Annotated in this window: 25 protein-coding genes; 12 read left to right on the top strand and 13 right to left on the bottom strand. The window is 70.3% G+C overall.

The features are described 5' to 3' along the window. Window positions 1-2: 2 nt before the first annotated feature. From CLM62_RS05730 to CLM62_RS05740, 3 genes are all read right to left on the bottom strand, one after another. A complete protein-coding gene (locus tag CLM62_RS05730) occupies window positions 3-773 on the bottom strand; it encodes an ABC transporter permease (RefSeq protein WP_095748767.1) in 771 nt (256 codons plus the stop codon). Then, window positions 770-1,699: an ABC transporter ATP-binding protein gene (locus tag CLM62_RS05735; RefSeq protein ID WP_095748768.1), complete on the bottom strand. Its 930-nt coding sequence runs from the start codon at window positions 1,697-1,699 to the stop codon at window positions 770-772. The genes CLM62_RS05730 and CLM62_RS05735 overlap by 4 nt, the downstream gene beginning before the upstream one ends. A 115-nt stretch (window positions 1,700-1,814) precedes the next feature. Continuing rightward, window positions 1,815-2,849 (bottom strand): sigma-70 family RNA polymerase sigma factor, encoded by a 1,035-nt coding sequence (locus CLM62_RS05740; protein WP_095748769.1) that lies wholly within the window; start codon window positions 2,847-2,849, stop codon window positions 1,815-1,817. 190 nt (window positions 2,850-3,039) lie between these two features. Between CLM62_RS05740 and CLM62_RS05745 the strand changes: the two genes are divergently transcribed. From CLM62_RS05745 to CLM62_RS05785, 9 genes are all read left to right on the top strand, one after another. After that, entirely contained in the window at window positions 3,040-3,828 is a 789-nt protein-coding gene (locus CLM62_RS05745) for a hypothetical protein (protein ID WP_095748770.1), read from the top strand. Continuing rightward, complete coding sequence (locus CLM62_RS05750; RefSeq protein WP_095748771.1) at window positions 3,825-6,083, top strand: hypothetical protein; 2,259 nt, start codon at window positions 3,825-3,827, stop codon at window positions 6,081-6,083. The genes CLM62_RS05745 and CLM62_RS05750 overlap by 4 nt, the downstream gene beginning before the upstream one ends. Next, window positions 6,080-7,735, top strand: a complete 1,656-nt coding sequence (locus CLM62_RS05755; protein ID WP_095748772.1) for a hypothetical protein — start codon at window positions 6,080-6,082, stop codon at window positions 7,733-7,735. Before CLM62_RS05750 ends, CLM62_RS05755 begins: the two co-directional genes overlap by 4 nt. A 79-nt stretch (window positions 7,736-7,814) precedes the next feature. Then, entirely contained in the window at window positions 7,815-8,066 is a 252-nt protein-coding gene (locus CLM62_RS05760; RefSeq protein WP_095748773.1) for a hypothetical protein, read from the top strand. Further along, window positions 8,063-8,431, top strand: a complete 369-nt coding sequence (locus CLM62_RS05765; RefSeq protein ID WP_095748774.1) for a helix-turn-helix domain-containing protein — start codon at window positions 8,063-8,065, stop codon at window positions 8,429-8,431. The genes CLM62_RS05760 and CLM62_RS05765 overlap by 4 nt, the downstream gene beginning before the upstream one ends. Before the next feature lie 136 nt (window positions 8,432-8,567). Further along, a complete protein-coding gene (gene uraD, locus CLM62_RS05770) occupies window positions 8,568-9,077 on the top strand; it encodes a 2-oxo-4-hydroxy-4-carboxy-5-ureidoimidazoline decarboxylase (protein WP_095748775.1) in 510 nt (169 codons plus the stop codon). Window positions 9,078-9,084: 7 nt separating this feature from the next. After that, entirely contained in the window at window positions 9,085-9,489 is a 405-nt protein-coding gene (gene uraH / locus CLM62_RS05775) for a hydroxyisourate hydrolase (RefSeq protein ID WP_095748776.1), read from the top strand. A gap of 2 nt (window positions 9,490-9,491) precedes the next feature. After that, window positions 9,492-10,385, top strand: a complete 894-nt coding sequence (gene pucL, locus CLM62_RS05780; protein WP_095748777.1) for a factor-independent urate hydroxylase — start codon at window positions 9,492-9,494, stop codon at window positions 10,383-10,385. 42 nt (window positions 10,386-10,427) lie between these two features. Continuing rightward, window positions 10,428-11,801, top strand: coding sequence for an 8-oxoguanine deaminase (locus CLM62_RS05785; protein WP_095748778.1), 1,374 nt, complete (start codon window positions 10,428-10,430; stop codon window positions 11,799-11,801). A 238-nt stretch (window positions 11,802-12,039) separates the two neighbouring features. On the opposite strand, the gene CLM62_RS05790 is transcribed toward CLM62_RS05785, so the two are convergent. The 3 genes from CLM62_RS05790 to CLM62_RS05805 form a co-directional block, all read right to left on the bottom strand. After that, entirely contained in the window at window positions 12,040-12,867 is an 828-nt protein-coding gene (locus CLM62_RS05790) for a trans-aconitate 2-methyltransferase (protein WP_095748779.1), read from the bottom strand. A gap of 183 nt (window positions 12,868-13,050) precedes the next feature. Continuing rightward, a complete protein-coding gene (locus CLM62_RS05795) occupies window positions 13,051-13,869 on the bottom strand; it encodes a phosphotransferase (protein ID WP_095748780.1) in 819 nt (272 codons plus the stop codon). A gap of 650 nt (window positions 13,870-14,519) precedes the next feature. Beyond that, the gene (locus CLM62_RS05805) at window positions 14,520-15,125 is read right to left on the bottom strand and encodes a TetR/AcrR family transcriptional regulator (protein ID WP_095748813.1); all 606 of its coding nucleotides are present in this window, start codon (window positions 15,123-15,125) and stop codon (window positions 14,520-14,522) included. Between the two features lie 96 nt (window positions 15,126-15,221). Between CLM62_RS05805 and CLM62_RS05810 the strand changes: the two genes are divergently transcribed. Continuing rightward, on the top strand, window positions 15,222-16,424 hold the full coding sequence (locus CLM62_RS05810) for an MFS transporter (RefSeq protein WP_095748814.1): 1,203 nt from the start codon (window positions 15,222-15,224) through the stop codon (window positions 16,422-16,424). 169 nt (window positions 16,425-16,593) lie between these two features. Here CLM62_RS05810 and CLM62_RS05815 read toward each other — a convergent pair whose 3' ends face one another. After that, the gene (locus CLM62_RS05815) at window positions 16,594-17,409 is read right to left on the bottom strand and encodes an AraC family transcriptional regulator (protein ID WP_095748781.1); all 816 of its coding nucleotides are present in this window, start codon (window positions 17,407-17,409) and stop codon (window positions 16,594-16,596) included. A 96-nt stretch (window positions 17,410-17,505) separates the two neighbouring features. Here CLM62_RS05815 and CLM62_RS05820 point away from each other — a divergent pair, with 96 nt between their 5' ends. After that, window positions 17,506-18,357 carry an NAD(P)H-binding protein gene (locus CLM62_RS05820; protein ID WP_373559111.1) on the top strand — a complete coding sequence of 284 codons (852 nt, stop codon included), beginning with the start codon at window positions 17,506-17,508 and terminating at the stop codon, window positions 18,355-18,357. 99 nt (window positions 18,358-18,456) lie between these two features. On the opposite strand, the gene CLM62_RS05825 is transcribed toward CLM62_RS05820, so the two are convergent. The 4 genes from CLM62_RS05825 to CLM62_RS05840 all read right to left on the bottom strand — a co-directional run bounded on the left by CLM62_RS05825 (window position 18,457) and on the right by CLM62_RS05840 (window position 21,995). Continuing rightward, a complete protein-coding gene (locus tag CLM62_RS05825) occupies window positions 18,457-18,879 on the bottom strand; it encodes a thioesterase family protein (protein WP_095748783.1) in 423 nt (140 codons plus the stop codon). A 55-nt stretch (window positions 18,880-18,934) separates the two neighbouring features. Further along, a complete protein-coding gene (locus CLM62_RS05830) occupies window positions 18,935-19,570 on the bottom strand; it encodes a hypothetical protein (protein ID WP_095748784.1) in 636 nt (211 codons plus the stop codon). Between the two features lie 24 nt (window positions 19,571-19,594). Next, the gene (locus CLM62_RS05835; RefSeq protein ID WP_095748785.1) at window positions 19,595-20,644 is read right to left on the bottom strand and encodes a glycoside hydrolase family 5 protein; all 1,050 of its coding nucleotides are present in this window, start codon (window positions 20,642-20,644) and stop codon (window positions 19,595-19,597) included. Between the two features lie 142 nt (window positions 20,645-20,786). Further along, window positions 20,787-21,995, bottom strand: coding sequence for a pyridoxal phosphate-dependent aminotransferase (locus tag CLM62_RS05840; protein ID WP_095748786.1), 1,209 nt, complete (start codon window positions 21,993-21,995; stop codon window positions 20,787-20,789). Between the two features lie 86 nt (window positions 21,996-22,081). On the opposite strand from CLM62_RS05840, the gene CLM62_RS05845 reads away from it, so the two are divergent. Continuing rightward, the gene (locus CLM62_RS05845; protein ID WP_095748787.1) at window positions 22,082-22,708 is read left to right on the top strand and encodes a winged helix-turn-helix transcriptional regulator; all 627 of its coding nucleotides are present in this window, start codon (window positions 22,082-22,084) and stop codon (window positions 22,706-22,708) included. A gap of 41 nt (window positions 22,709-22,749) precedes the next feature. Here the strand turns inward: CLM62_RS05845 and CLM62_RS05850 are convergent, their stop codons facing one another. Both CLM62_RS05850 and CLM62_RS05855 read right to left on the bottom strand, forming a co-directional pair. Then, the gene (locus CLM62_RS05850) at window positions 22,750-23,532 is read right to left on the bottom strand and encodes a hypothetical protein (protein WP_095748815.1); all 783 of its coding nucleotides are present in this window, start codon (window positions 23,530-23,532) and stop codon (window positions 22,750-22,752) included. Beyond that, complete coding sequence (locus CLM62_RS05855) at window positions 23,532-24,797, bottom strand: VWA domain-containing protein (protein ID WP_095748788.1); 1,266 nt, start codon at window positions 24,795-24,797, stop codon at window positions 23,532-23,534. The genes CLM62_RS05850 and CLM62_RS05855 overlap by 1 nt, the downstream gene beginning before the upstream one ends. Window positions 24,798-24,823: the final 26 nt, after the last annotated feature.

Raw genomic sequence — 24,823 nt, forward strand, 5'->3', positions numbered from 1 at the left:
CCTCAGCCCCTCTGCGGAACGACTTGGAAGTACACGGCGGTCATCACGAAGTTCGTCACGAACAGCAACATGAAGGTGATCACCACCGACTGGTTCACGGCGTCGCCCACGCCCTTCGGCCCGCCCTTCGCGGTCAGTCCCTTGTACGAGGCGACGATCCCGGAGATCGCGCCGAACACCAGCGCCTTGACCTCGGCCGCCCATAGGTCGGAGAGCTGGGCGAGCGTGGTGAAGGAGGCGAGATAGGCACCCGGGGTGCCGTTCTGCAGCACGACGTTGAAGAAGTAGCCGCCCGCGACACCGACCACCGACACCAGGCCGTTGAGCAGCACCGCCACCACCATCGACGCGAGCACGCGCGGCACGACCAGCCGGTGGATGGGGTCGATGCCCAGCACCTGCATCGCGTCGATCTCCTCGCGGATCTTCCGCGCCCCGAGGTCCGCGCAGATGGCGGTGCCGCCGGCGCCCGCGATCAGCAGCGCGGTGACGATCGGCGAGGCCTCGCGCAGTACCGCCAGCACGGAGGCGGCCCCGGCGAAGGACTGGGCGCCGAGCTGCCGGGTCAGGCTGCCGATCTGGAGCGCGATGACCGCTCCGAAGGGGATGGAGACCAGGGCCGTCGGCAGGATCGTCACGCTCGCGATGAACCACGCCTGCTGGATGAACTCCCGCGCCTGGAACGGCCGTCGGGGGATGGTCCGGACGACGTCCAGCGCCATCGCGAAGAGGTTCCCCGAGTGCCGCAGCGCTCCGGTCGGTGACAGACTCATGCGCCGGTCACCGCCTTCTGACGCAGCGCGGCCTCGCGCCGGGCGATCGCCTCCCAGCGGGGTGGTCGGGCGATTCCCGGCCCCGGCAGCAGGCGGGGAGTCAGCTCCGATACGCGCGCGCTGTCGTCGATCCGCGCGAGCTCCTGCTCGACCTGCGCGGCGTCCTTCTCCTCCGCCATGCCGATCGGGCCCTGCATCCGGCCGTTCAGGAACTGCCGTACGACGGGCTCGTCACTGGTCAGCAACTCCTCGCGCGGCCCGAACATGACCAGCTCGCGGCGGAACAGCAGCCCGATGTTGTCCGGGACCTGGCGGGCCGAGGCGATGTCGTGCGTGACGATCAGAAAGGTCGCGTCGATCTGGGCGTTGAGGTCGACGATGAGCTGGTTGAGATAGGCGACGCGGACCGGGTCGAGGCCCGAGTCGGGTTCGTCGAAGAGAATGATCTCCGGGTCGAGGACGAGGGCCCGGGCCAGCCCGGCGCGCTTGCGCATCCCGCCGGAGATCTCGCCGGGCAGCTTCCCCTCCGAGCCGATCAGCCCGACCATGTCCATCTTCTCCAGCACGATGCGCCGGATCTCGCTCTCGGACTTGCGGGTGTGCTCGCGCAGCGGGAAGGCGATGTTGTCGTACAGGTTCATCGAGCCGAACAGCGCGCCGTCCTGGAACAGCACGCCGAACAGCTTCCGCACCTCGTACAGGTCGTGCTCGCGGAGCTTGGTGATGTCCCGGCCCTGGATCGTGATCGAGCCGCGCTCCGGCTTCAGCAGTCCGACGAGCGTTTTGAGGAACACCGACTTGCCCGTGCCCGAGGGGCCGAGCATGACCGAGACCTCCCCGGCGGGCAGCGTCAGCGAGACGTCCTGCCAGATGACCTGGTGACCGAAGGACTTGGTCAGCCCTTCGACACAGATCTCGACACCCATCCGGTACACCCTTCAACCCGTGGAGCAGCTCCGACATCTGCTCTACGGGGAGGGGCGGGGCGTCCGTCGCTCGGGATGCGGAATTTTTTTCGAGAGTGTTTCCGGAGGGGCCGGGCTACGGCAGTGCGGTCACCGTGGGTGTGGGGAGCGCGGCGGACGGTACGGCGGGGGCGGTGGGCTCGATGGGCACGTCCGGCATGTCCGGCACGTCGCGCAGGCCGGGCGGGGCCGTGACCTCGGGCAGGTCCGTCACCTCGGGCAGTGCGGGGATGTCGGGCACCTCAGGCACCTGCGGGACCGCGGGCGCCGACACCGTCGGCAGCGACGGCAGGGACAGGGGCAGCAGCGATCCGTCGCCCGGCGACTCGGCCGGCTGCGAGGCGGTGGCGGTCACCGTCGGCGAGACGGCGTCAGGCTCCGGGGGACGGCTCCCGCCGGTCGCGCCGTCGGGCCGCGGGGTCTCCGTGCCGTGGGACACGGACGGCCGCGGTGCCGGGGCGTTTCCGCCCCCGTCGAGCGCGTACGGCAGGACGAACCCCGCCATCGCCAGGGTCGCCGCCGTCGAGGTGGCCGCCACGGCCTGCGCCCTGCCGCCGCCGCGCGGCCGACCGCGCCCGAGCAGGAACAGAGCGACCCCGAGCGTCGCGGCCAGTGAGTTCCGCAGCGTCCGCCGGGCCCGGGCCAGCAGCGACTCGACGGTCCGGTAGCTCAGCCCCATCCGGACGGCGACCTGGCCGACGTCCAGGTCCTGCGACTTCAGCCGCAGCGCCTCCGCCTGGCGGGCGGGCAGCTCCCCGCTGCGTACGGCGAGCCACTTGGCCTCGGCCCGGTCGCACACCGCCTCGTCGACGGGCACCGGTCCGGGGGCGATCAGCGTCGGGCTGGTGCGGACCTCGGCCTCGCGGTTGACCTGCCGGTAGCGGTCCACGCACAGCCGCATCGTCACCGTCGTCAGCCAGGCCGCGAGCCGTTCGTCGTCCAGGTCGGGGCGCTCGGCGGCGCGCAGCATCGCCTCGTGCACCGCGTCCTCGGCGTCCTCGAGGCTCATCGACCTGCGCCGGGCCACCTTGAGCAACTGCTCGCGGTGGCTCCACATGCGCTGCCAACGTTCGTCGGCCGCGTGCGTCCGCGCCGGCATGTCCGTCGTCATGAGGGGCCCTTCGTGCTCACCCGCCGGTCTCGGCCGTCCGGCGGTTGGCGACATTACCGTCCGGTAGTCGCGGTTGTGGAGGGGGTGACAAGAACGTCCTGTGTCACGTGTTTGACATCGTTGTTCGGGGAAGGCGAACGCGCATGGTGGTCACGGGAGTTGGGGGCGGACGATGATCGGATCCCGAGCAGTGCCCACGAACGGCCTCTCTCCCGTGTACGACGAGACCGGTGCCGCGTCCGCGCGTTTCCTCAGGTGGCTGGCCGAGGAGACCGACGGCGTCGCCGGGAACCGAGTGCCCAGCGCCGCCTACGCACCCCAAGAGCGGTGCAGCCTGGAACTGGTCGAGGACGTCGTGGAACGCCTGGCCGCCCTCGGCTGGACAACCGTGCACAACGACTCCGGTGCCGTGCCACCGCTGGTCAGCCCCACCCGCACCGGGCTCGCGGAGGTCCGGGCCTGGGACGAGGCATACGCCGATCGGGACACCCGGCGCCGGTACGCCAAGGCGGCCCTGTTCGCCTGGTGGGACCGGGCCGGGCGGCACCGCAGCGGCGATCCGAACCCCGAGGACTTCCTGTGGGCCCGGGAGGCGTTCTACTGCGGGCGCCGGCTCGCCCTCGAGGACCTGGAGTACGCCAAGGACCATCTGGACCTGCCCACCCCGGTACACGTCGGCGTCACGGAACAGGGCGCCGGAGTGTTCCTCTCCTTCGAGCAGCTGGCCCTGCTGGTGCAGGCGTCCCGCCCCGACCTGTCGGAGGCCGACAGCGAGGTGCGGCAGGTCCGCGAGCTCGCCGGGGCCCTGACCGAGGCCGCCCAGCGCGGTGCCGAGCCCGACGAGGGCACGTTGCAGCGCTTCCTGAAGCACAGCAGCGACCTGGTGCAGGCCGGTTCCAGGTCGGTGGGTTCGATGGGCAGGGACATGGCGTCCGGCATCGTGTCGGAGATCCTCAACTCGATGCTGAGGCTGGGATGAGCGACCCCGCGAGCCCCGCACCCGGGACGCGGGAGCAGATTCCGGAGGCGTACGCGCGCCAGCCCCTGCTGCGGCAGCTGGTACCGCGGCTGGTCGGCCTCGACCGCGACCGGCACCGCAGACGGCGGCACCACGAGTTCGCCGAGGACCTCCCCGTGGTGCTGCTCAGCGGGCGGCACGGCACCGGCAAGAGCGCCCTGCTGGACGATCTCAAGGAGGCCTACGCGCCCGACGCCGGGCCTTGGCCGGGACCGCGCGTGCCGTTCGCGCGGATCAACTGCGCGACGCTGCAGGAGCGGGCCAGGGTCGGCCCGGAGATCTCCAACAACTCCTACGCGGTGGAGGTCCTGTCCGCACTCGTCACCCAACTGTCGCGTCCCGTCGCGGGGTTCGGGCGGCTGTGCTTTCCCCGGACCACCGCCGGGCTGCTCGCCGTGGTGTCCGCGCGGCGCCCCGGCAACGACGACGAGCTGCGGGTGGCCGACCGGCACACGGCCGCCCTGATGGGGCCCCCGCCGGGTGAGGGCCCGCCGCCCACCTGGGACACGCTCTTCCGCACGGCGCTGCCCGCCTCCCCCGACCCCGAGGAGTTTCCCGAGGCGGCCGTGCGCACCTACCTGGGCAGGCAGTACCCATGGCGCTCGCGCAGACTCGCCTCCCGCCATCTCGTCGGCTGGTACGAGAGCTACCGCAGCGAGGCCGACAACCGGCTGCGCGGCATGCCGCCGGGCGCCGCCACACAGCCGCGCCCGGTGCCGACCGCGGAGCGCGCGCGGGCCGTGGCCCGGCTCTGCCAGGAGTTCCACCAGGGCCGCGGATTCAGGCGCGGCGTCGAACGCATGCTGATGGCCGCGTTCCTCGCCGATGTGCGCTACGGCCCCTTCCGGCGCGGGAACCGCGCCCCGCGACCGCTGGTCCTCCTCGACAACGCCCACACCGACGCCGGCCGTGACTTCCTCGAACTGCTCCTGGAAGAACGGGCGCGCATCGGCCGCGGCGCCCGCGACCAGCTGGTCGTCATCGCCACCGAACTGCGCGGCGACGACAGCCCGGCCACCCGGGACGACAACCCCGACGAGGAGAACGACCCCTACCCGGCCGCCGCCCACCGGTCGCTGCACGAGGTCGGCAGGAACTCCAGATGGACCCGGGGCGGCACCGCTCCCTCCGCGGGCGTGCTGGTCCTGCCGCTGCCGCCGCTCGACACGGAGCACCTGGAGAGGATGCTCAAGCGCGACGACCGGGCCTCCTTCGACCCGTACATCGCCACCGCCGTACACGACCTGACCCGAGGCCACCCCATGGGAGCCCGCCGGCTGTGCGACGCCGTGGTGCACAAGGCGCGCACCGGTCAGTGGGTGGCGGCCGAGGAACTCCTCGACCTGACCCACCCCGGCGGCACCGGCGAATCCGTCATCTGGCGGCTGCTCAACACCCTGGTCGGCAGCGAGAACCACGACGAGCTGTGCCTGTTCTCCCTGGCCTGGGACCGGGAGGCGGCCGAGCAGCTGGCCGAGCGGTGGGTGCCGCGCCGGATCGACGGCCTGCCCGCGGCCGACGGCGCCGCCGCCCAGCTGGAGAGGGAGCGCTGGTCGCGGGGAACGGGCAGCCGGCCGTTCATCACCGACCGTTTTCTGCGCGCCCTGCTGGTGCACCAGATGCGCAGCGGGCGCGGCGGCAGCGGGGTGGACTGGTTCAGCGCGCACACCCTGCTCGCCGAACACCACCGGCAGCGGGCCGAGAGCCGCTCGGGGCAGGCGGAGCGGGACGAGCGGTCCCGCTTCCTGTGGCACCGGCTCGCCGGGGGAGAGGCGTGGGAGGTCGTCGACTGGCTGCACGCGGAGTTCCTCAGGGACGACGGCGACGCGGTCGACTGGCTGCACATCCTGCGCACCGTGGCCCACGCCCCACGCCCGCCGGGGGACATCTGGTTCGAGCAGTGCCAAGAGGTCGCCAAGGGCCGCCGGGACCGGCTGCAGCTCCAGGCGGACCCGGACGGGGGCCTGGAGAAGCAGGCCGTCAACCGGCTGCTGCACGCCCTGTGGTACGCGGCGGACGAACTCGCCGAGGCGGACCGGACCCTCGCCGACCGGATCGGCCAGGACCTGTCCTTCCTCTCCGCCCAGCACCTGACCGGCCGCGCGGTCCTCGCCCAGGCCGCCATCCGCTGGCCGCGCGCGGTGCGCGACGGCGAGGACTGGCCCCTCGACCGACGCTGGCAGGGTGACCAGCCGCGAACGGGAGGGGCGCGATGAGCAGGACGGACCGCAGAAACTGGGCCTGGCTGCCGGGCCGGCTCCGCTTCCGGGTGTTCGGCCTGATCGATGTGGTGGCCCTGTGGACCCTGGTCGCCGTCCTGGCGGGCGCTGGCGCCTGGTGGGGCCTGGACACCTACCAGGAGCACCGCGACTACTGCACCGAGAACCAGGAACTGCGGCGCGTGGACGGGGGCGCGGGCGCCGGCGACGAGTGCATCGGCGTCATGGCCGCGGCGTACCCCTTCGCCCCGGACCTCGCCGACGTCCTGGGCCGCATCGAGGACGAGAACGAGGCGGCACGGACGTCCGGCAAGCCGCTGGTGAGCGTCGCCGTCGTCATGCCGTACACCTCCAGGAGCCCCGGCGCGGCCATGTCGAAGGAACTGATCCGGCACTCCCTCCAGGGCGCCTACCTCGCCCAGCGCGGCCACAACCACGGGCCCGCCACCCGCGACACCGCCATCCGGCTCCTCTTCGCCAACGTCGGCGAGGATCTGAGCCACTGGAAGACCGTGACCGACGAACTGGCCTCCCGCACCGGCGGCGAGAGCCCCCTCGTCGCGGCCATCGGCCTGCCCAACAGCGACGACGCCACGCTCGCCGCCGTACGGCAGGGACTCGGACACGCGAAGATCCCGTCCGTCAGCGCGGTGCTCAGCTCCCGCGAGATGGAGCACCCATACCTGCTCAAGGTCTCGCCCTCCACCGACCAGCTCGTCGACGCCCTCAAGCGCTACGTGAGCGCGAACCGGGTGAACCGCGAGGACACGTTCATGATCGCCGACGAGCGGGACGACAACTACGTCGCCAACCTCCGCCGCGTCTTCCGCCGCGAGTTCGGCGCCCGGTACGGCATCACCGACGACGAGGTGCAACGGCGGACCGAGACGTACCAGGGCATCAAGGGGCCCGAGGAAGGCGAGCCGCAGATCTTCCGGCGGGCCGTGTCCGCGATGTGCGCGGTCGGCGCCAGGACGGTGTTCCTGGCCGGCCGGGACGCGGACCTGCCGCCCTTCCTGGAGACCATCGACCGGACGCGTTCCTGCGACCGGGACCCGGACGAGGAACCGATGCGCATCCTGCGCGTCAGCACCGGCCGCGACCCGGTCACCGAGACCGCCGAGCTGCGCGCGATCGCCGAGCGGAACCACCTCGAGATCGTGACCGCCACCGCCGTGGACGCACCCCGCTGGCGTGCGGCCCGGAGCGGCGACGACCAGGTCCCCAAGGCCTTCGGGCTCTTCGCCGACTCCTACGACCGGTACTTCGGCGAGGAGAGGCCCGACGCCCTGGGCGACGGCTACGCCGTGATGTACCACGACGCCCTCACCGCCGTGGGCACCGCCGTGTCCGCCGCCCGGGACAGCGGCATCGACGCCGTGAGCCACAACGACGTCTACGACGAACTGCGCCGGGGCAGCCCACTGGAACACTGCGCCGCGGGCTGCGTACCGGGCGCGAGCGGCGTCTTCACCTTCGCGGACGAGGGGCTTGGGACGGACGAGGGCGCCCGGCACGAGGCGGCGACCGGCCTGTGGCCGGTGTGCAAACCGGTACCCGTGGTGACCTTCCCGAAGGAGCGGCGAGACAGGTCGCCGCTCTACCGGACCTATGAGGAACCGGGGAAGAACACCTGCCCCCGGCCGTGATCCGGCGTGATCGGGCGACGGGCGGAGCGGATCCGGGCGTGGCTCCCCGTGGCCGCCCCGCGCGCGTTAGGTTGTGCGCGTGCGATTGAGAGTGGAGTTCACGACCGAGCCCTTCGACCTCGACGAGGCGCCCGCGCACGCCCTGGTGGCCCGCGAGGTCATCGAGGCGGCCGAGCTGGACGCGGTGGACGTCGGGCCGTTCGGGAACACGGCGGAGGGCAGCGCCGACGCCGTGCTCACCGCCGTGGACACCCTGATGCGCAGGGCCCTGGAGGTCGGCGCCACCCGGATCTCGCTCCAGGTCAACGTGATCGGGGAGGGGCCGAAGTGACCGGTGCCGCGGACGAGCCCTTCATCACCGCCGTGAAGCCGCTGGTCGACGCCATGGGCGGGGAGATGCTCCCGCCGGACGAGGCCGGTCCCGACGACGTCGTGCTCTCCTGGGAGGGGACGGAGGTCGTCGCCGTACGGCTGCCGCAGCTCGCCGACTCCCTCGATCACATCCTGGCCGCCATGGAGCGCAAGAAGGGCAAGCCGCTGGCCGACCTGGACCGCAAGGCCAAGCAGGAGGTCGTACGGATACTCGAGGCGCGCGGCGCCTTCTCCGTGCGGCACGGCGTGGAGACCGTGGCGAGCGCGCTCGGCGTGAGTCGCTTCACGGTCTACAACTACCTCAACCGCGAGAAGGGGGCCTGATCGCCAGGCTTGCGCCGGTGTTCGTCACCTTCGTCACCCGGAATTTTCAACAAACTGTTGACGTGCTCCCTCCGGAGGGCGTTAGCTAGCGGCAGCCCGATCAGTACGAAGGCCGTTCGCGGCCACGGAGGCTCCCGTGACGTCGACTTCCACGCCCCCGGGCCTGGCCCGGTTCAACGCCCTGGAGGAGCACGCGGCCTTCGCCGTACTCCACGAGGCGTGCGCCTCCGCGGCATGGGCGAAGCGGCTGCTCGCCGCCCGCCCCTACGCCACCCCCGAGGACCTCTACACCACGAGCGACGCCGCCATGGCCGAGCTGACCGCCGAGGACCTCGCGGAGGCGATGGCCGGGCACCCGCCGATCGACCGTCCCAAGCCGGGCGACCCGACCTCGGCGCGGGAGCAGCGCGGCATGGCCGGCGCCTCCGAGGAGCTGAAGGCTCAGATGCTCGAACTGAACCTGGCCTACCAGGAGAGGTTCGGCCATGTCTTCCTGATCTGCGCCACCGGCCGCACCGGCGAGCAGATGCGTGACGCGGTCAAGGAGCGGATCGGCAACCCGCCGGAGCGGGAGCGGGAGATCGTCCGCACCGAACTGGGCAAGATCAACCGCATCCGACTGGCCCGACTCGTCGAAGAGGACTGAGAACAGCATGAGCACCAGCACCACCGCCTCGGTGTCCACGCACATCCTGGACACCAGCGTCGGCCGCCCCGCCGAGGGCGTCGCCGTCCAGCTCTCCGCCCGGTCCGGGCGCGGCGCGGACTGGCAGGCACTCGGCGGTTCCGCGACCGACGCGGACGGCCGGTGCAAGGACCTCCCGGCGCTGCCGGACGGGACCACCCACGTACGGCTCGACTTCCTGGTGGAGCCGTACTTCGAGAAGTTCGCGAACAAGCAAGCCGATGCGCAGCAGGACGCCCCCGCGAATCGGGACAGCGGCCCCGGCGTGTTCTTCCCGGAGGTGGCGATCACGTTCGCCGTCGTGCCGGGCGAGCACTACCACGTACCGCTGCTGCTCAACCCGTTCGGCTACTCCGTTTACCGAGGGAGCTAGCGATGCCCATCCTGGGACAGAACCAGTACGGCAAGGCCGAGAACCGAGTCGTCAAGATCACGCGGGACGGCGCCACCCACCACATCAAGGACCTGAACGTCTCCGTGTCGCTGAGCGGCGACATGGACGAGGTCCACTACTCCGGCTCGAACGCCAACGTCCTGCCGACCGACACCACCAAGAACACGGTGTACGCGTTCGCCAAGGAGCACGGCATCGAGTCCGCCGAGCAGTTCGGCATCCACCTCGCCCGTCACTTCGTGACGAGTCAGGACCCGATCCACCGGGCCCGTATCCGCATCGAGGAGTACGCCTGGGAGCGGATCGAGGCCTCCGGTGAGGGCGCGCACTCCTTCGTCCGCAAGGGCCAGGAGACCCGGCTCGCCCAGATCACGTACGACGGTTCGTCGTGGGAGGTCGTCTCCGGTCTCAAGGACCTGACCGTCATGAACTCGACCGACTCCGAGTTCTGGGGCTACGTCAAGGACAAGTACACGACGCTCCCCGAGGCCTACGACCGCGTCCTGGCCACCGAGGTCTCCGGCCGCTGGCGCTTCAACTGGACCGAGGACGCCCAGCGGATGCCGGCCTGGGACGAGTCGTACGCACAGGTCAAGGGGCACCTTCTCCGAGCCTTCGCGGAGACCTACTCCCTCTCGCTGCAGCAGACCCTCTACGCCATGGGCGCGCGGATCATCGACCATCGCGGCGAGATCGACGAGGTCCGCTTCTCGCTCCCGAACAAGCACCACTTCCTGGTGGACCTAGAGCCCTTCGGCCTCAAGAACGACAACGAGGTGTACTTCGCCGCCGACCGCCCCTACGGCCTGATCGAGGCGACCGTCCTGCGGGACGGCTGCGAGGCGCGGATCCCGGCGGACCTCACCAACCTCTGACGCGACCACGGACAGCAGGACACGGACAGCAAAGGACACACGATGGCACAGCGCATCGTCATCGAGAACGCGGCGATCGCGACCGTGGACGCGCACGACACCGAGTACGCCACCGGGTACGTCGTCCTCGTCGACAACCGCATCGAGTCGCTCGGCGCGGGCAAGGCACCCGAGGCCCTGGAGAACGTCGTCCGCAGGATCGACGCCACCGGTCACCTGGTGACTCCCGGCCTGGTCAACACCCACCACCACTTCTACCAGTGGATCACCCGGGGCCTGGCCACGGACCACAACCTCTTCGACTGGCTCGTCGCCCTGTACCCGACCTGGGCGCGCATCGACGAGCGGATGGTGCACGCGGCCGCGCAGGGCTCGCTGGCGATGATGGCCCGCGGTGGCGTCACCACCGCCATGGACCACCACTACGTCTTCCCGCGGGGCTCCGGCGATCTGTCCGGTGCGATCATCCGTGCGGCCCGCGAGATGGGCGTCCGCTTCACCCTCGCCCGCGGCTCCATGGACCGCAGCGAGAAGGACGGCGGGCTGCCGCCGGACTTCGCCGTGGAGACCCTGGAGGGCGCTCTCGCCGCGACCGAGGAAACCGTCGAGCAGCACCACGACGTCTCCTTCGACGCGATGACCCAGGTCGCCGTCGCCCCCTGCTCGCCCTTCTCCGTCTCCACCGAACTGATGAAGCAGGGAGCGGAGTTGGCCCGCCGCCTAGGTGTACGGCTGCACACCCACGGCTCGGAGACGTTCGAGGAGGAGATGTTCTGCCACGAGCTGTTCGGCATGGGTCCGACCGACTACTTCGAGTCCACCGGCTGGCTCGGCGAGGACGTGTGGATGGCGCACTGCGTCCACATGAACGACTCCGACATCGCCGCCTTCGCCCGTACGAAGACCGGTGTCGCCCACTGCCCCTCGTCCAACGCCCGACTGGCGGCCGGTATCGCTCGCGTACCCGACATGCTCGCCGCCGGCGTCCCGGTCGGCCTCGGCGTCGACGGCACCGCGTCCAACGAGTCCGGCGAACTGCACACCGAACTGCGCAACGCGCTCCTCATCAACCGCCTGGGAGCCCACAAGGAAGCCGCCCTGAACGCCCGTCAGGCCCTGCGCCTGGGCACATACGGCGGCGCCCAAGTCCTCGGTCGCGGCGGCGAGATCGGCTCCCTGGAGCCCGGCAAGCTGGCCGACCTGGTGCTCTGGAAGCTGGACACACTGGCCCACGCCTCGATCGCCGACCCGGTGACCGCGCTGGTCTTCGGCGCGGCGGCCCCGGTCACGGCCTCGTTCGTGAACGGCCGCCAGATCGTGGAGAACAACCGGCTGCTCACCGCCGACGAGGACGCGATCGCCCACTCCACGCGCGAGGAGGCGCGGCGGCTGGCCCGGATCGCCGCAGCGGGCTGACCGCCGTACAACTCCTCGATTCCGTACGTACGGCACTTGATCTCCGGTCGGGAGGGACGGCTCCCGGCCGGTGGCCGTGTCCGGGGCGTGTGCGGACGCACGCGCCCCGGAACGGTTCCAGTCCCCTGGGAAGTGGAGACAGACGACCGTCTCGGAGACACGGCGGCCGGCAGGGGCCGGCATCAAGTGCGCCGTCTGCTGACTGTCAGACGTGCGATGGGCACGGCTGGAGCCGCGCCTACCGAAGAGTGGGGGCCGTTCGTGATACCCGCAGTTCCGTGAGATACCGCTTGGTGACCCGGCCTCCGTACCGCCTGTCGATAAGCCCGGCGATGCACTCCAGCAGTCCCTCCCTGGCTTCCGACGGGAGCGCCCGGTGGCCGGAGTAGGTCCGCAGCACCTCCAGGTATTCCGCCGTGGCGTACGTCAGATCCCACTCGTAACGCCGGAAGACGACAGGGCCGAACCGGCCGCTGCGTGCGACCTCATCCGCGTGGTCCGATGTGTCGACGTCCTCTGCCGCAGGTGGCCGCAGCCCCGGAGGGGTGGCCGGATCGAAACGCTCGTAGCAGTCCTGGACCTCGACGAAGAACTCTTCGCTGCCGCCCGCCACATGCTGCGTGGCGACCACGACGAGGGCACCACCGGGCCGCAGCGCGTCGGCGGCTTTTGCCATCCGCACAGCCGGATCGATCCAGTGGAACGCCGTCGCCGAGACGACCGCGTCGAACGGCTCCTTGGGCAGTGGCCAGGTCTCGAAGTCCGCCGTCACGATCTCCACCGTTTCGAACCCGGCCAGGTTGCGCCGGGCGACGGCGGCCATGTCCGCGCCCAGCTCGACGGCGATGATCCGGCAACCGCGCTCGGCGAGCGGCAAGGTCGCCTTGCCGGTCCCCGCCCCTACCTCAAGGACACGACAGCCAGGGCCGGTGCCGACCACCTCGGTGAGGTCGTCGAACAGCTCTGGCGGATACCCGGGCCTGGCCCGGTCGTACAGCTCCGCGTCTTCCTCAAAGGTCCGGCTGAGGTGAACACGGCGCGTTTCGTCAGGCGTGTCATCGCGCATGGCAGCACACTAGGGCCTGTCCAGCGCGTCAGGAGCGGAGCCAGAGACGTACGACAGCAAGGGGCACGGTGCCGTGAAAGACGTACGCCCGCTTGTCGGAGCGCGTGGCCACGGCCCTGTCCATCTGCCACCGGGGGGAGCAGACGAGCGGGGCCGCATGGGGAGAGCTGTCCGAAGTGCTGTTCAGGGCGTGCGGGTTGTGGACCCAGCCTCACGGCACGCTGCCCAGTCACGGGCCGCGGCAGTGAGTGCAGCGCGGTGAGGCAGCGGGCGTGTGCGTTCCCAGTTCTCCCACGCGGCGTAGACAGTGTGCGCGAAGTGGGTCACGGTTGCAGGGTCAGCCGCACGGTACGAGGGGACCTGCCGCGCAATCGCCTCGGCCTGTTCAGGGGAGTGGCCGGCCGAGATGAGCCGGGGGACTGTCAGCGCAGTGTCGGCCCATGCGGGTGCGGGGCAGGCGAGGGCCCAGTCCAGCAGCAGTAGCTCGCCGATGGGGATCACCAGCATGTTGTGCGGTGACATGTCTGTGTGGGCAAGTCCTCGGCCTTGCAGTCCGGTCGGCACGTCCTCGGGCAGGAAGTCTGCCCACCGTGTGTGGAGCGGCTTCTTGCGCAGGGTCTCAGGCCAAGGCGTCTCGGATACGACGATGAGCGTGTGCACGAGGGGGGCGAGGTCGTCGGACCCTGGAGTCAGGTCCGGGTAGCGGCCCTCGATGTACTCGTACCCGTACAGCAGCCACCCGCCGGTTTCGACCTCCCACAGCACGCGTGGCGCGCAGGGCGCGTTCCGCGTGACCTGGGCCTCGTGGCGGTACACCCACGCCTGTGGGTCGTCCTGGCGGGTGCCCTTGACGAAGGCTCGGTTTGCTCGTGTGCGGACGGTGCAGGCGAGCCGGGACATGACGCCGTGCGGTGCGGTCTCGGCCTGCTCGACTGGGCCCGTGCGGCGCTCGACGGCGGTTCGGGTCGCCGCTGGTAGGTCGTGCCATTCGATGCGGTCCACCCGTGGTCTCCTGCGCTGGTCGAGCGAAACGGGGAGGCCCCCGGCCTGGCCACAGCGTGGCACAGACCGGAGGCCGACGGCGGTACCGTCAGGGATGGTTCGGGCTGTCGGAGCAGTTCGCGTGTGGCGGCCTGCGGTATCTCGCGCTCTTGCTGTGTACCCGCCGTGGGAGCGGCCGGTGGCTGCCGTGGCGACTGGGCCGGTTCCTCCACTGGTGCCATGGCGCGGGTCTGATCCGGGTAGCCGGCATCGCTTACCAGTTCTGGCATCGAGAACTCCAGGACTACCTCGCCACTACTGGTACATGAAATCGGTACCGTTAGCCGATTACGACATGCCGCGGTACGTGAAGTTTCAATACAGCCAGCCGCTGCCTGATTAACCATCAGGCTGCTTGCCCACGCGGCCGACTGAGCCGACGTCCTCGACAAGGCGTAGTCATCACAGAAGCGTGGTCACAACCAACTGAAGGGATCTGACCGCGTTTCCGTGACGGCTACTACCTCTGCCGGAGCAACTGGTCCTGTGTGAGGCGGTGCAGAGGCAGCGCGACGTCCTGGTCGAATGCCGGACTTTCCAGGGGCAACCGGTGTGTGGTGCTGCAGGCGGTGAAGCGTCGCCTGGTGGTTGCTGGACGTGGGTGGTGGTCATCAGGAAGGCTCCGCGAACGTAGACCCCAGTGCCTGGATCACGGCGTCGATCGCGGCGGCCAGGCGTGCGGGGTCGTGGCCGGCGCGTTCCCGTACCCGCAAGCCGAGCACCGTGGTGAACAGCAGTTCCACGGCGTCGTCGATGTTGAGGTCGGTGGGCAGTTCGCCATGGCGACGGCCCTCAAGCAGCAACGACCGCAGGGCCTGCTGGGTGACCTCGAAGGCGGCCTCGGTCCGCTGACGGACCTCGTCGTCGGTGGTGCCGAGTTCGGTGGCTGTGTTGACCACGAAACAGCCTCGACCGGGCTCGCCGTCGGCTGGGCAGGTGACCAGCCACAGCATCCAGTCCCGCAGTACTTGGCGGATCGGACGGCCATCGGCGCCCAGCCGCTGCTCGGCCTCAGCGGACTCGGTGGCCTGGTAGTGGTCGAGCGCACGCAGGAACAGCGTGTGCTTGTCTTTGAACGTCCGATACAGGCTGCTGGGCATGAGTTTGAGTTCATCACCCAGATCACGCACTGAGGTGGCGTTGTAACCGCGCTGCCAGAACAGATCGGTCGCTCTGATGACCGCGTCCTGCTCGTCGAATTGTCGGGGGCGTGCCATGCCGACCACTCTACCGAACTTGTGGAGCGATCGCTCCCATACTAGGGTCCACCGAAATATGGGAGCGGTCGCTCCCAAAAAATGGAGGAGGCGTCGGTGACGACCACAGAACAGGGCACCGCCCAGGCGACTGACCAACAGGCCCCGCAGAGGAGCCACTGGCTGGCGGTCACCGCAGTGGCCTTAGGGACATTCCTGCTGGTGACCGCCGAGCAACTGCCGATCGGGCTGCTGACCGGTGTGGGATCCGCACTGTCGGTCTCCGAAGGGACAGCGGGGCTGATGGTCACGGTGCCCAGCCTGGTCGCCGCGATCGCAGCACCCCTGGTTCCGATACTCGTCGGCGAAATGGATCGGCGACTCTTGCTGCTCGGACTGATGGGACTGATGACCCTGGCCAACCTGGCCTCGGCACTGGCACCGAATTTCGCCGTCCTGGTGTCCTCCCGGGTGCTGGTCGGGGTGGCAATCGGAGGCTTCTGGGCCGTCGCCAGCGGCCTGGCCGTACGGCTCGTGGCCACCGCAAACGTGCCACGAGCCACCGCGATCATCTTCGGCGGCGTCGGAGCCGCGAACGTGTTCGGCGTCCCGATCGGCACACTGCTCGGCGAACTCACAGGCTGGCGCATCGCCTTCGCGACGCTGAGCGCCCTGGCACTCGTCACACTGCTCGCCCTGCTGACCGTGCTGCCGCCGCTGACCGCCACCCGGCCCGTCCGGCCGCGTCTCCTGGCCGAACAGTTCCGCAACCAAGGCGTCCGCGTCGGCATCCTCGCGACATTCCTCATCGTGACCGGCCACTTCTCGGCCTACACGTTCGTGAGCCCGGCACTTCAGGAACTGTCGGGAATCGATGAACGACTCGTCGGCCCGCTGCTGTTCGGCTTCGGCCTGGCGGGCATGGTCGGCAACTTCGTCGCCGGCGCGGCGCTGGCACGCCGTCCGCACCGGACCGTGCTGGTCATCACGTTGACCCTGGCGGCCACGATGCCGCTCTACCTGCTGTTGGGCCGAGGACCAGTCGGCGGGGCCGCACTGTTGATCGCCTGGGGTCTGGCCTTCGGCGGCGTGTCAGTCAGCCTGCAAACATTGATGATCAAGACGGCGCCGCAAGCGGTGGAAGCGGCCTCGGCCCTGTGGGTGTCGGTGTTCAACCTGTCGATCGGCCTGGGCGCGCTGACCGGCGGCGTCATCGTCGACTCGCTCGCCCTCCAGGGCGTTCTGTGGCTCGGCGGTGCCTGCGCCCTGGCAGCCGCACTGGCGGTTTGGAGCGCCCGCACCGACGAAAACCTGCGATGACCATGATCCGTGCGCCACGCGCCCGAGGCGCGACTTCATCACGGAGCCCCGCTCCCCGGTCAGCTGCCCGGCGGCAGCGTGCTGCGTGGCGGCGGTCCTGCTGAACCTGGTCTTCAACGACGCGGCAGGGGCCGGAACGAGCAGGGCGTGACGCGTCCGATGGAGGCGGTCACCCCCGGCTGAACGCCCGGCTGACCGCCTGGCAGGGCTGGGCGTCCGGCAGCCGTCCCGTGAAGTACGAGCGGGGCGGCACGCCCATCAGGGTGCGGAAGTCCGACGTCATGTGCGACTGGTCGTAGTAGCCGGTGGTGGCGGCGAGTTCCGCCCAGTCGGTCCGGGCGGCACGGATCAGCACATGGCGTACGCGGTCGATGCGGGCGTAGTGCTTGGGGGAGAGGCCCACGCCCTCCGCGAAGAGATTGCGCAACTGCCGCTCGCTGACGGCCAGTTCGCGGGCCACGTCCTTGACCTGTGCGGGGACGCGGCCCGGGCGGGTCGACAGGGCGTCGACGGCGGCCCGCAGCAGCCGGGTGCGGGAGCGGTCGGCGGCCGGGGCCAGGTGGTCGGGCAGCACCCTCGCCAGGTGCGACAGCATCTCGTCCGGGGCCAAGTCGACAAGTTCCTGGGCCAGTCGCCGTGCCGTCCCGGTCGGCAGCGCGCCCAGGGGCACGACTTGTCCGACGAGGTCGACCGCGGGCGTGCCGAGCAGCGGGCGTACCGTACCGGGGCCGAGGCGCAGCTGGACGCAGGACAGCACGCGCCTGGCCGTTTCCACGTGGTAGGAGGCGCGGGTACGCGGACCGACGACCATGGCGTCGCGACGGCCCCCGTCCTCGATCCGTACGACCAACTTGGTCGCGGTGTCCGGCACATGGGTGAACGACTCCGGCAACTCACCCGCGACAGCCACCGACTCGACGTCGGCGATCCACGCGCGCAACGCGTCGGGGACGGGCAGAGTGCGCTCGGCAAAGGCGTTCGTCACCCACCCACGGTAAGCGCGGCACCTGCCCGCGTGGGCGCCGCAACCGTGCCGGAATTTCCTAGAGACCGCGGGCGGCGGCCCGCCACCGTGGTGGTCATGATCCTTGTGACCGGTGCTACGGGCACCATCGGCAGCGAAGTCGTACGGCTCCTCGCGGCACGCGGCGAGAAGGTGCGCGCCCTGACCCGCCATCCGGCGAAGGCCCGGATACAGCCCGGGGTGGAGGTCGTACGCGGGGACTACCTCGACCCGGGATCCTTGGAAGCGGCGATGTCGGGGGCGACCGCCGCGTTCCTGGTGGGTGTCCCCGGCCCGGACACGCGGCACGACGAGGACCTGGTCGCGGCGGCCGGGGCGGCGGGCGTGGGCCGGCTGGTGAAGCTCTCCGCGATCGCGACGGGCGACCCCGGTGTGGGGCCGTCCGGTACGTGGCATGTCGCCGGTGAGCGGGCCGTGCGGGAGAGCGGTGCCGAGTGGGTCGTCCTGCGGCCCTCCTCCTTCGCCTCGAACACGCTGAGCTGGGCGGAGGCGATCAGGGCGGGCACGCCGGTGCCGAACATGACCGGGGACGGGCCGCAGGGCGTGATCGATCCGCGTGACGTGTCCGAGGTCGCGGTGCGGGTTCTCCTGGACGGACAGCTCGCCGGGCGCACGTACACGCTGACCGGCCCGGAGACGATCAGCGTCCCCGGTCAGACCGCCGTGCTCGCCGGGGTCCTCGGCCGTCCGGTCACCACGCGGGACCTCTCGCCGGAGGAGACGCGTGAGCACCTGCTCGCATGGGGCCTCGGCGCGGCGCAGGCGGAGGGCATCCTGGCCGGCAGCGCGTTCGTGCGCAGGGGCGGCAACGCCGTTGTCACGGACGACGTACGACAGGTACTGGGGCGCACAGCGCGGACGTACCGCGAGTGGGCACAGGACAACAGGGCGGCCTTCGCGGCGGTCTGACGGGCGGGGCGGCGGTGGGCAGCGCTCCCCAATGCGGTGACGAACGCTCCCGCCGCCTCGCCGTCGGCGGGCCTTTGGACACCCCGGCGGCGGCGCGGCTCAGAGCCCGAACAGCGCGGGATCCGTCGCCAACTCCTTGAAGTACTCCCGCGGATCCGCCACCAGCCTGCGTTCCTTGAGGTCCAGCAGCCCGCCGACCGCCGTGATCTCGGCCGCCACCGTGCCGTCGCTCTTGCGGATCGCCTGCTGTATGCGGAACGTCTTGCCCTCACCCCACTCGAAGTCGCACGTCACCTCAACCTCGTCGCCCGCGAGCAGCTCCCGCTTGTAGCGGATGGTCGTCTCCAGGGCCACCGGCCCCACACCCTTGGAGATGAGACCGGCCTGGCTGATCCCGGCCGCCTGGAGCAGGGACCAGCGGGCGTGTTCCGCATAGTTGAGGTACACGCTCTGATTGAGGTGACCCTGTACGTCCGTCTCGTACCCACGGACGGTCACCGGAACGGAAAACGGCTCGGTCACGACTTCCCCTTCTCCTGCCACGGTTGGTGGTTCAACCGATCCTCACATGTGGCCCTTACATCCGTCTCGGAGAAGCCAGGAGATAGCGTGCCCTCGTCCGTGGCTCGGTGTACTCACCGACCTGCCAGCCCGCCTTCTCCAGCGTGGCCGCGCAGGCGCGGAGCGCGTCGGCGTCGGGCTCGCGCACGGCGACCGCCTCCGGTTGCGGCGTCGCCCGCACCCGGTATCCCGAGGCCTCCGGCTCCGGCTCGGCCGGACGGTGCCCGGCCGCCTCCAGGGCCAGCGCGGCGGCCTGCACCAGATGGGTACGCTCCCAGCCGCACGGCCGGTCCGGGGCGCCGTCCGCATTGGTCATCCGGCGCAGCTCCAGCAGCCCCTGCCAGGCGCTGTGCACCTCGCGGACACGCGCCGGGCCCGCCTCCGGGGCGTTCTCCTCACCTCCGATGCGGGCGGCGAATATGCCGGTAGCGGCAGGAGCCTCCGCAGCGGTCCGAGGGGTCTCCGGCTCCGCCTCCCGTATCCGGTGCCCCGCCGGCGTCAGAAAGTGATCGTGCGGCGGCCGCGGATGGCGGAAGGCCAGCCCCCGCTTCACCAGCCCCGCGAGCTGCGCCTGTGTTCCCTTCAGACGCCCGGTCACGGGATCGGCGGTGTCGATGACACGCCGCTGTGCGGCGGTCGGCGCTCGGGTCACGGCGTGCTCCTGTCTGCTCACCGCTCAGCCTCTCACCCGCTCCCGGATCCATACGCCGGCGGGCTTGAGCACGCGGGTGCCGGCGAACCGGCCGCCGTCGCAGACGCCCTTCCTGAAGATCTCGCCGTCGCCGTCACCGTCGGCGATGCTCCAGTTCGTCCAGCTGATTTTCTTCCTGGCCATCAGATCGACGTATCTCTGCGCCATGGCGAAGTCATTGCCCCGGTCGTCCCACGACTGTGTTCCCCATTCAGTGACGAAAACAGGCAGCTTGGAAGAGACACGGTCAAGCATCTTCAAGAACTTGTCCCGGTGTGCCAGCGCATAAAAATGGTATGTGTACATGACATTGGAGGCGTGTACCGGGTTGGCGACTACCTCCCTCTCATCGCCGTACTCGGACAGACCGAACGTGGACCAGCCGCGGGTGCCGACGAGGATCACGGTGTCGCGATTCTGGGCGCGGATCACCGGAATGACATTCTCGGCAAACCTCTTGATCATCCACCAGCTTGCCTGATATGCCTCGCTCAGGATCTCGTAGATCACATTGGATTTGTGCCGATGACGTCTGGCGATCTCCCGGAAGAAGTTCTTCGCATGGTGGAGGCCGATGTTGGGATCCCCGGCATCCACCCAGTGCCAGTCGACAATCACGTACATGCCGCGGGCGCTGACCATGTCGATCAGTCGACTCGCCAGATCGACGAACTTCTTCGGATCGCTCTGGTAGCCGTTCTTGTCCGCGTACACCGCGATACGCACGACACTCGACTTCCAGTCCTTGGCGAGCACATCCAACGCACCGCCGACCAAGCACCTCCCGTACCAGTGCGTGCCGTGGGAGCTCATGCCCCGCAATTGGACGGGCGTCCCGGCTTCGCTGCACAGATGGGTGCCGCAGACGCGGAGCGTGCCGTATCTCTCGACCGGAGTCCCCGGCTCCGCCTTTTCTCTCTTCTCCTGTTGCTTCTTCTCCTGCCTGGCCGCGACGGGAGGCTTTGCTTCGGCTGTCACGTGGGCCGCCTGGTCCCCCGTCGTGTATCCAGCGAGAAGAGCGAGCTCGACCGCCATGGCGACGGCCGTTCCGACAGCCCTGGGCAGAGGAAAACGAAACACATTGCGTTATGCACGAAAACCACCCCGGCGTAAACGCGCCGGGCAGAGAAAACGGGAGTCTTCACGGAGACGGCCTATGCCCGGCCAGGGCACGCGGCTACTGCCGGTACCCGCTGAGGAACCTTCCGATCCTCCCGATCGCCGCCTCCAGGTCGTCCGCGTACGGAAGCGTGAGGATGCGGAAGTGGTCGGGGGTGGGCCAGTTGAAGCCCGTGCCCTGCACCACCTGGATCTTCTCCCGCAGGAGCAGATCCAGGACGAACTTCTCGTCGTCGTGGATCTTGTGCACCTTGGGGTCGAGGCGCGGGAACGCGTACAGCGCGCCCTTCGGCTTCACGCAGGACACCCCCGGGATCTCGTTGAGCTTCTCCCACGCGACATTGCGCTGTTCGTGCAGGCGCCCGCCCGGCGTGGTCAGCTCCCGGATGGACTGGCGGCCGCCGAGCGCGGCCTGGATGGCGTACTGCGCGGGCGCGTTGGCGCACAGCCGCATGGAGGCCAGCATCGTCAGGCCCTCCAGGTAGTTCTTCGCGTGCTGCCTCGGGCCGGTGATCACCAGCCAGCCCGAGCGGAAGCCGGCCACCCGGTACGTCTTCGACAGGCCGCAGAAGGTCAGCACCACCAGGTCGGGGGCGAGCGCGGCGACCGAGTGGTGCACGGCGTCGTCGTAGAGGATCTGGTCGTAGATCTCGTCGGCGAACACCATCAGGCCGTGGCGGCGGGCGAGGTCGAGGATGCCCTCGAGGATCTCCTTGGGGTAGACCGCGCCGGTGGGGTTGTTGGGGTTGATGATGACCACGGCCTTCGTGCGGTCCGTGATCTTCGACGCCATGTCGTCCAGGTCCGGGTACCAGTCGGCCTGCTCGTCGCACAGGTAGTGGACCGCCTTGCCGCCCGCGAGGGTGGTGACGGCCGTCCAGAGGGGGAAGTCCGGGGCGGGGACGAGGATTTCGTCGCCGTCCTCGACCAGGGTCTGTACGGCCATCGAGACCAGCTCGGAGACGCCGTTGCCGAGGAAGACGTCGTCGACACCGACCTCCAGGCCGAGGGTCTGGTAGCGCTGGGCGACGGCCCGGCGGGCGGAGAGGATGCCGCGCGAGTCGGTGTAGCCGTGCGCCTGCGGGAGCATCCGGATCATGTCCTGGAGGATCTCCTCCGGCGCCTCGAAGCCGAACAGCGCGGGGTTGCCGGTGTTCAGCCGCAGCACGCTGTGGCCCGCCTCCTCCAGCGCGTCGGCGTGCTCGATCACCGGGCCGCGGATCTCGTAACAGACCTCGCTCAGCTTGCTCGACTGCCGGAACTCCATGCGCTTACGCCCCTCCGGTTGTGGTGTTGCTTGGTTTTACCAAGTAGCAGCTTGGAAAGTCCAACGACATGTCTAGACTGCGTCGCATGTCACCTCGTCGAAGCTACGACCAGTACTGTTCCGCCGCCCGCGCGCTCGACGTCGTCGGCGACCGCTGGACCTTGCTGATCGTCCGGGAACTCCTGGCCGGCCCGCGCCGCTACACGGATCTGCACGCCGACCTGCCGGGCGTGAGCACCGACGTCCTCGCCTCCCGGCTGAAGGACATGGAGCGCGACGGGCTGACGACGCGGCGCCGACTGCCGCCGCCCGGCGCGGCGTACGTGTACGAACTCACCGGACGCGGGAGGCAGTTGCTGCCCGTGCTGCAGGCGCTGGGGGACTGGGGGCAGGCCGAGCTGGGTGAGCGACGGCCCACCGACGCCGTACGGGCGCACTGGTTCGCGTTGCCGCTCCTGAGGTCGCTGGAAGGCGAGGGTCTCGTCGAAGTGCGGCTCGAGGAGGGCGACTTCCATCTGTACGTCGGCGCCGAGGAGGGGCCCGTGTACGGCGACGGTCCCGCTCCGGGGGGACCCGACGCCCGGCTGGTCCTGGACACCGATACGTGGGCGGCCGTCGGCCGGGGAGAGCTGAGTGTGCCGGAAGCGGTGCGGCGCGGGCGGATACAGGTGACCGGCGACGGCACGGTGGCGAAGGCGCTGCGGGAGGCCTGAAAAGCCAGAAGGCCCGCTCGAGGCGGGCCTTCTGACGAGCTTCAGGCGCCTCGCGGCGGCCGCCCCGCACCGCGTGTCAGCGCATACCCGCCTACCCCCGCGAGCGCGGCCAGCACACCGCCCACCGCCGTCCACACCCACCGGTCGGACCACCAGCCGGAGGACCAGCCGTCGTCCGGCTCGATGCCGGACAGCACGGCGGAAGTCGACTCGTCGTCGTCCTCGGACGTGACCGCGATACCCGGCACCAGCGGCTCCGCCAGCGAGCCGTCGACCGCCGCCGCCCCGCCGATGTCCTTCGAGCCGACCCGGACCTCCGCGTCGACCGGAAGACCCAGGTCGGACGTGGCCAGATCCACGACCGTCAGCCGGATGTAGTACGTCCCCGGCAGCGGGTCGTTCGCCCACGGCTCCGACCAGCCGCGGACCGTGCGCAGCACGCAGGCCAGCTCCACGGAGGCCGCGTCCGCCGCCGCGGTGCGCGTCTGCGCCCCGTACTGGCAGGCCTGGCGGCGGCGCAGACCGTCGTATACGTCGATCTGCCAGGTCTCGGCGGCGTGCGCCTGAGGCAGCTTCACCGTCGCCTCGACGGTGGGCCGCTGTCCGGCGTCCGCGGGGAACGACCAGTACAGGTAGTCGCCCGCGGAGCCGTTCGCCGTGGCCGTCTGCCCCTGCTCGATCTCGGTCGCCGTACGGAAGGACGTGCCCGCGCGGGTGGGCGCCCCGCCGTCAGCGGAGGGGGACGGCGAGGAGTCGGCCGCCGCCGGGGAGACCGCCGACCCGAGCGTCAGCAGCGCCGCGCTCAACACACGTGTGATTCGCATCAGTTGGTCCTCCAGACCGCGACCCGCCAGCGCGACAGCCAGCCCCACAGCACACCGGCCAGGAAGCCGGTGAGGATCAGCGCGCCGAGCAGCCACCAGCCGCGCCCGAGGCCGAAGGAGGCCACGTCACTCGCCGGCGACGGCCCGTCCACCACGTCGACGGTCAGCTCCAGCGGCAGACCCGGCGTCGTCTTCACACCGGACGCCGCCGAGTAGGAGTGGGTCACCTGGAGGCACACCGTCTCGGCGGGCGCCTCCTCGTCGTCGCTCTGCGCCTTCGGGTACCGCAGCCCCGTCGACACCACGTCCGTACGGCCGTTGCCCGCCGCCTCGCCGCGCACGATCTCCCGGCCGCGGACCGTCACGGCCCGCAGCAGCACGCCGTACGACGGGTTCACGGCCCGGTCCGCCGACACGCTCACCGACGCGCGCAGCTCCTGCCCGGGATCCACATCCACGCGGTACCACCGCTGCTGCCCGAACTCCTCGCGGTCGGTGTACAGACCGGACTTCAGACCCGGTGCCTTCGCGCACTCACCCGCACCCTCCGTGGCCACCGGCGTCACCACCGGATCGGCCGCCCGGTCCACCAACTGGTTGACGCGGTCGGTGAGTTCGTCGGTGTGTTCCACCGAGGTGTACGTCCCGCCGGTCGCCTCCGCGATACAGCTGAGCTGCTGCCGCATCTTGGTGTTGGGGACCAGGCCGAGCGTGTCGATGGTCAGTCCGACGCCCTTGGCCGCGATCTCGCGGGCCACCTCGCACGGGTCGAGCGGGGCGCAGGTGTCCTCGCCGTCGCTGATCAGCACGATGCGCTTGGATCCGGTGCCGCCGTCGAGGTCGTCGGCGGCCTTGAGCAGGGCGGGGCCGATCGGCGTCCAGCCGGTGGGCGTGAGGGTCGCCACCGCCGTCTTGGCCTCCGTGCGGTCCAGCGGGCCGACCGGGTAGAGCTGCGCGGTGTCCTTGCAGCCCGTCTTCTGGTCGTCGCCGGGGTAGTTGGCGCCGAGGGTCCGGATGCCGAGCCGGACCTCCTCGGGTGTCGCGTCCAGCACTTCGTTGAAGGCCTGTTTCGCCGCGGCCATCCGGGACTGGCCGTCGATGTCCCGGGCCCGCATGGAACCGCTCACGTCGAGGACGAGGTTCACCTTCGGCGCGTCCTCGCCCGTGGGTTCGCCGGCCGCCGCCGCGACCGGGAAGGCGAGCCCGGCCGTCAAGGCGGCGAGCAGGGCGCACACTCCTGCCGCCAGCCGTTGTCTTGTGATCATCGGCGGATCCTATGGAGCAAGTGTGT

Source organism: Streptomyces sp. SA15, from assembly GCF_002291145.1.
In the GTDB taxonomy this organism is placed as follows: Bacteria; Actinomycetota; Actinomycetes; order Streptomycetales; family Streptomycetaceae; genus Streptomyces.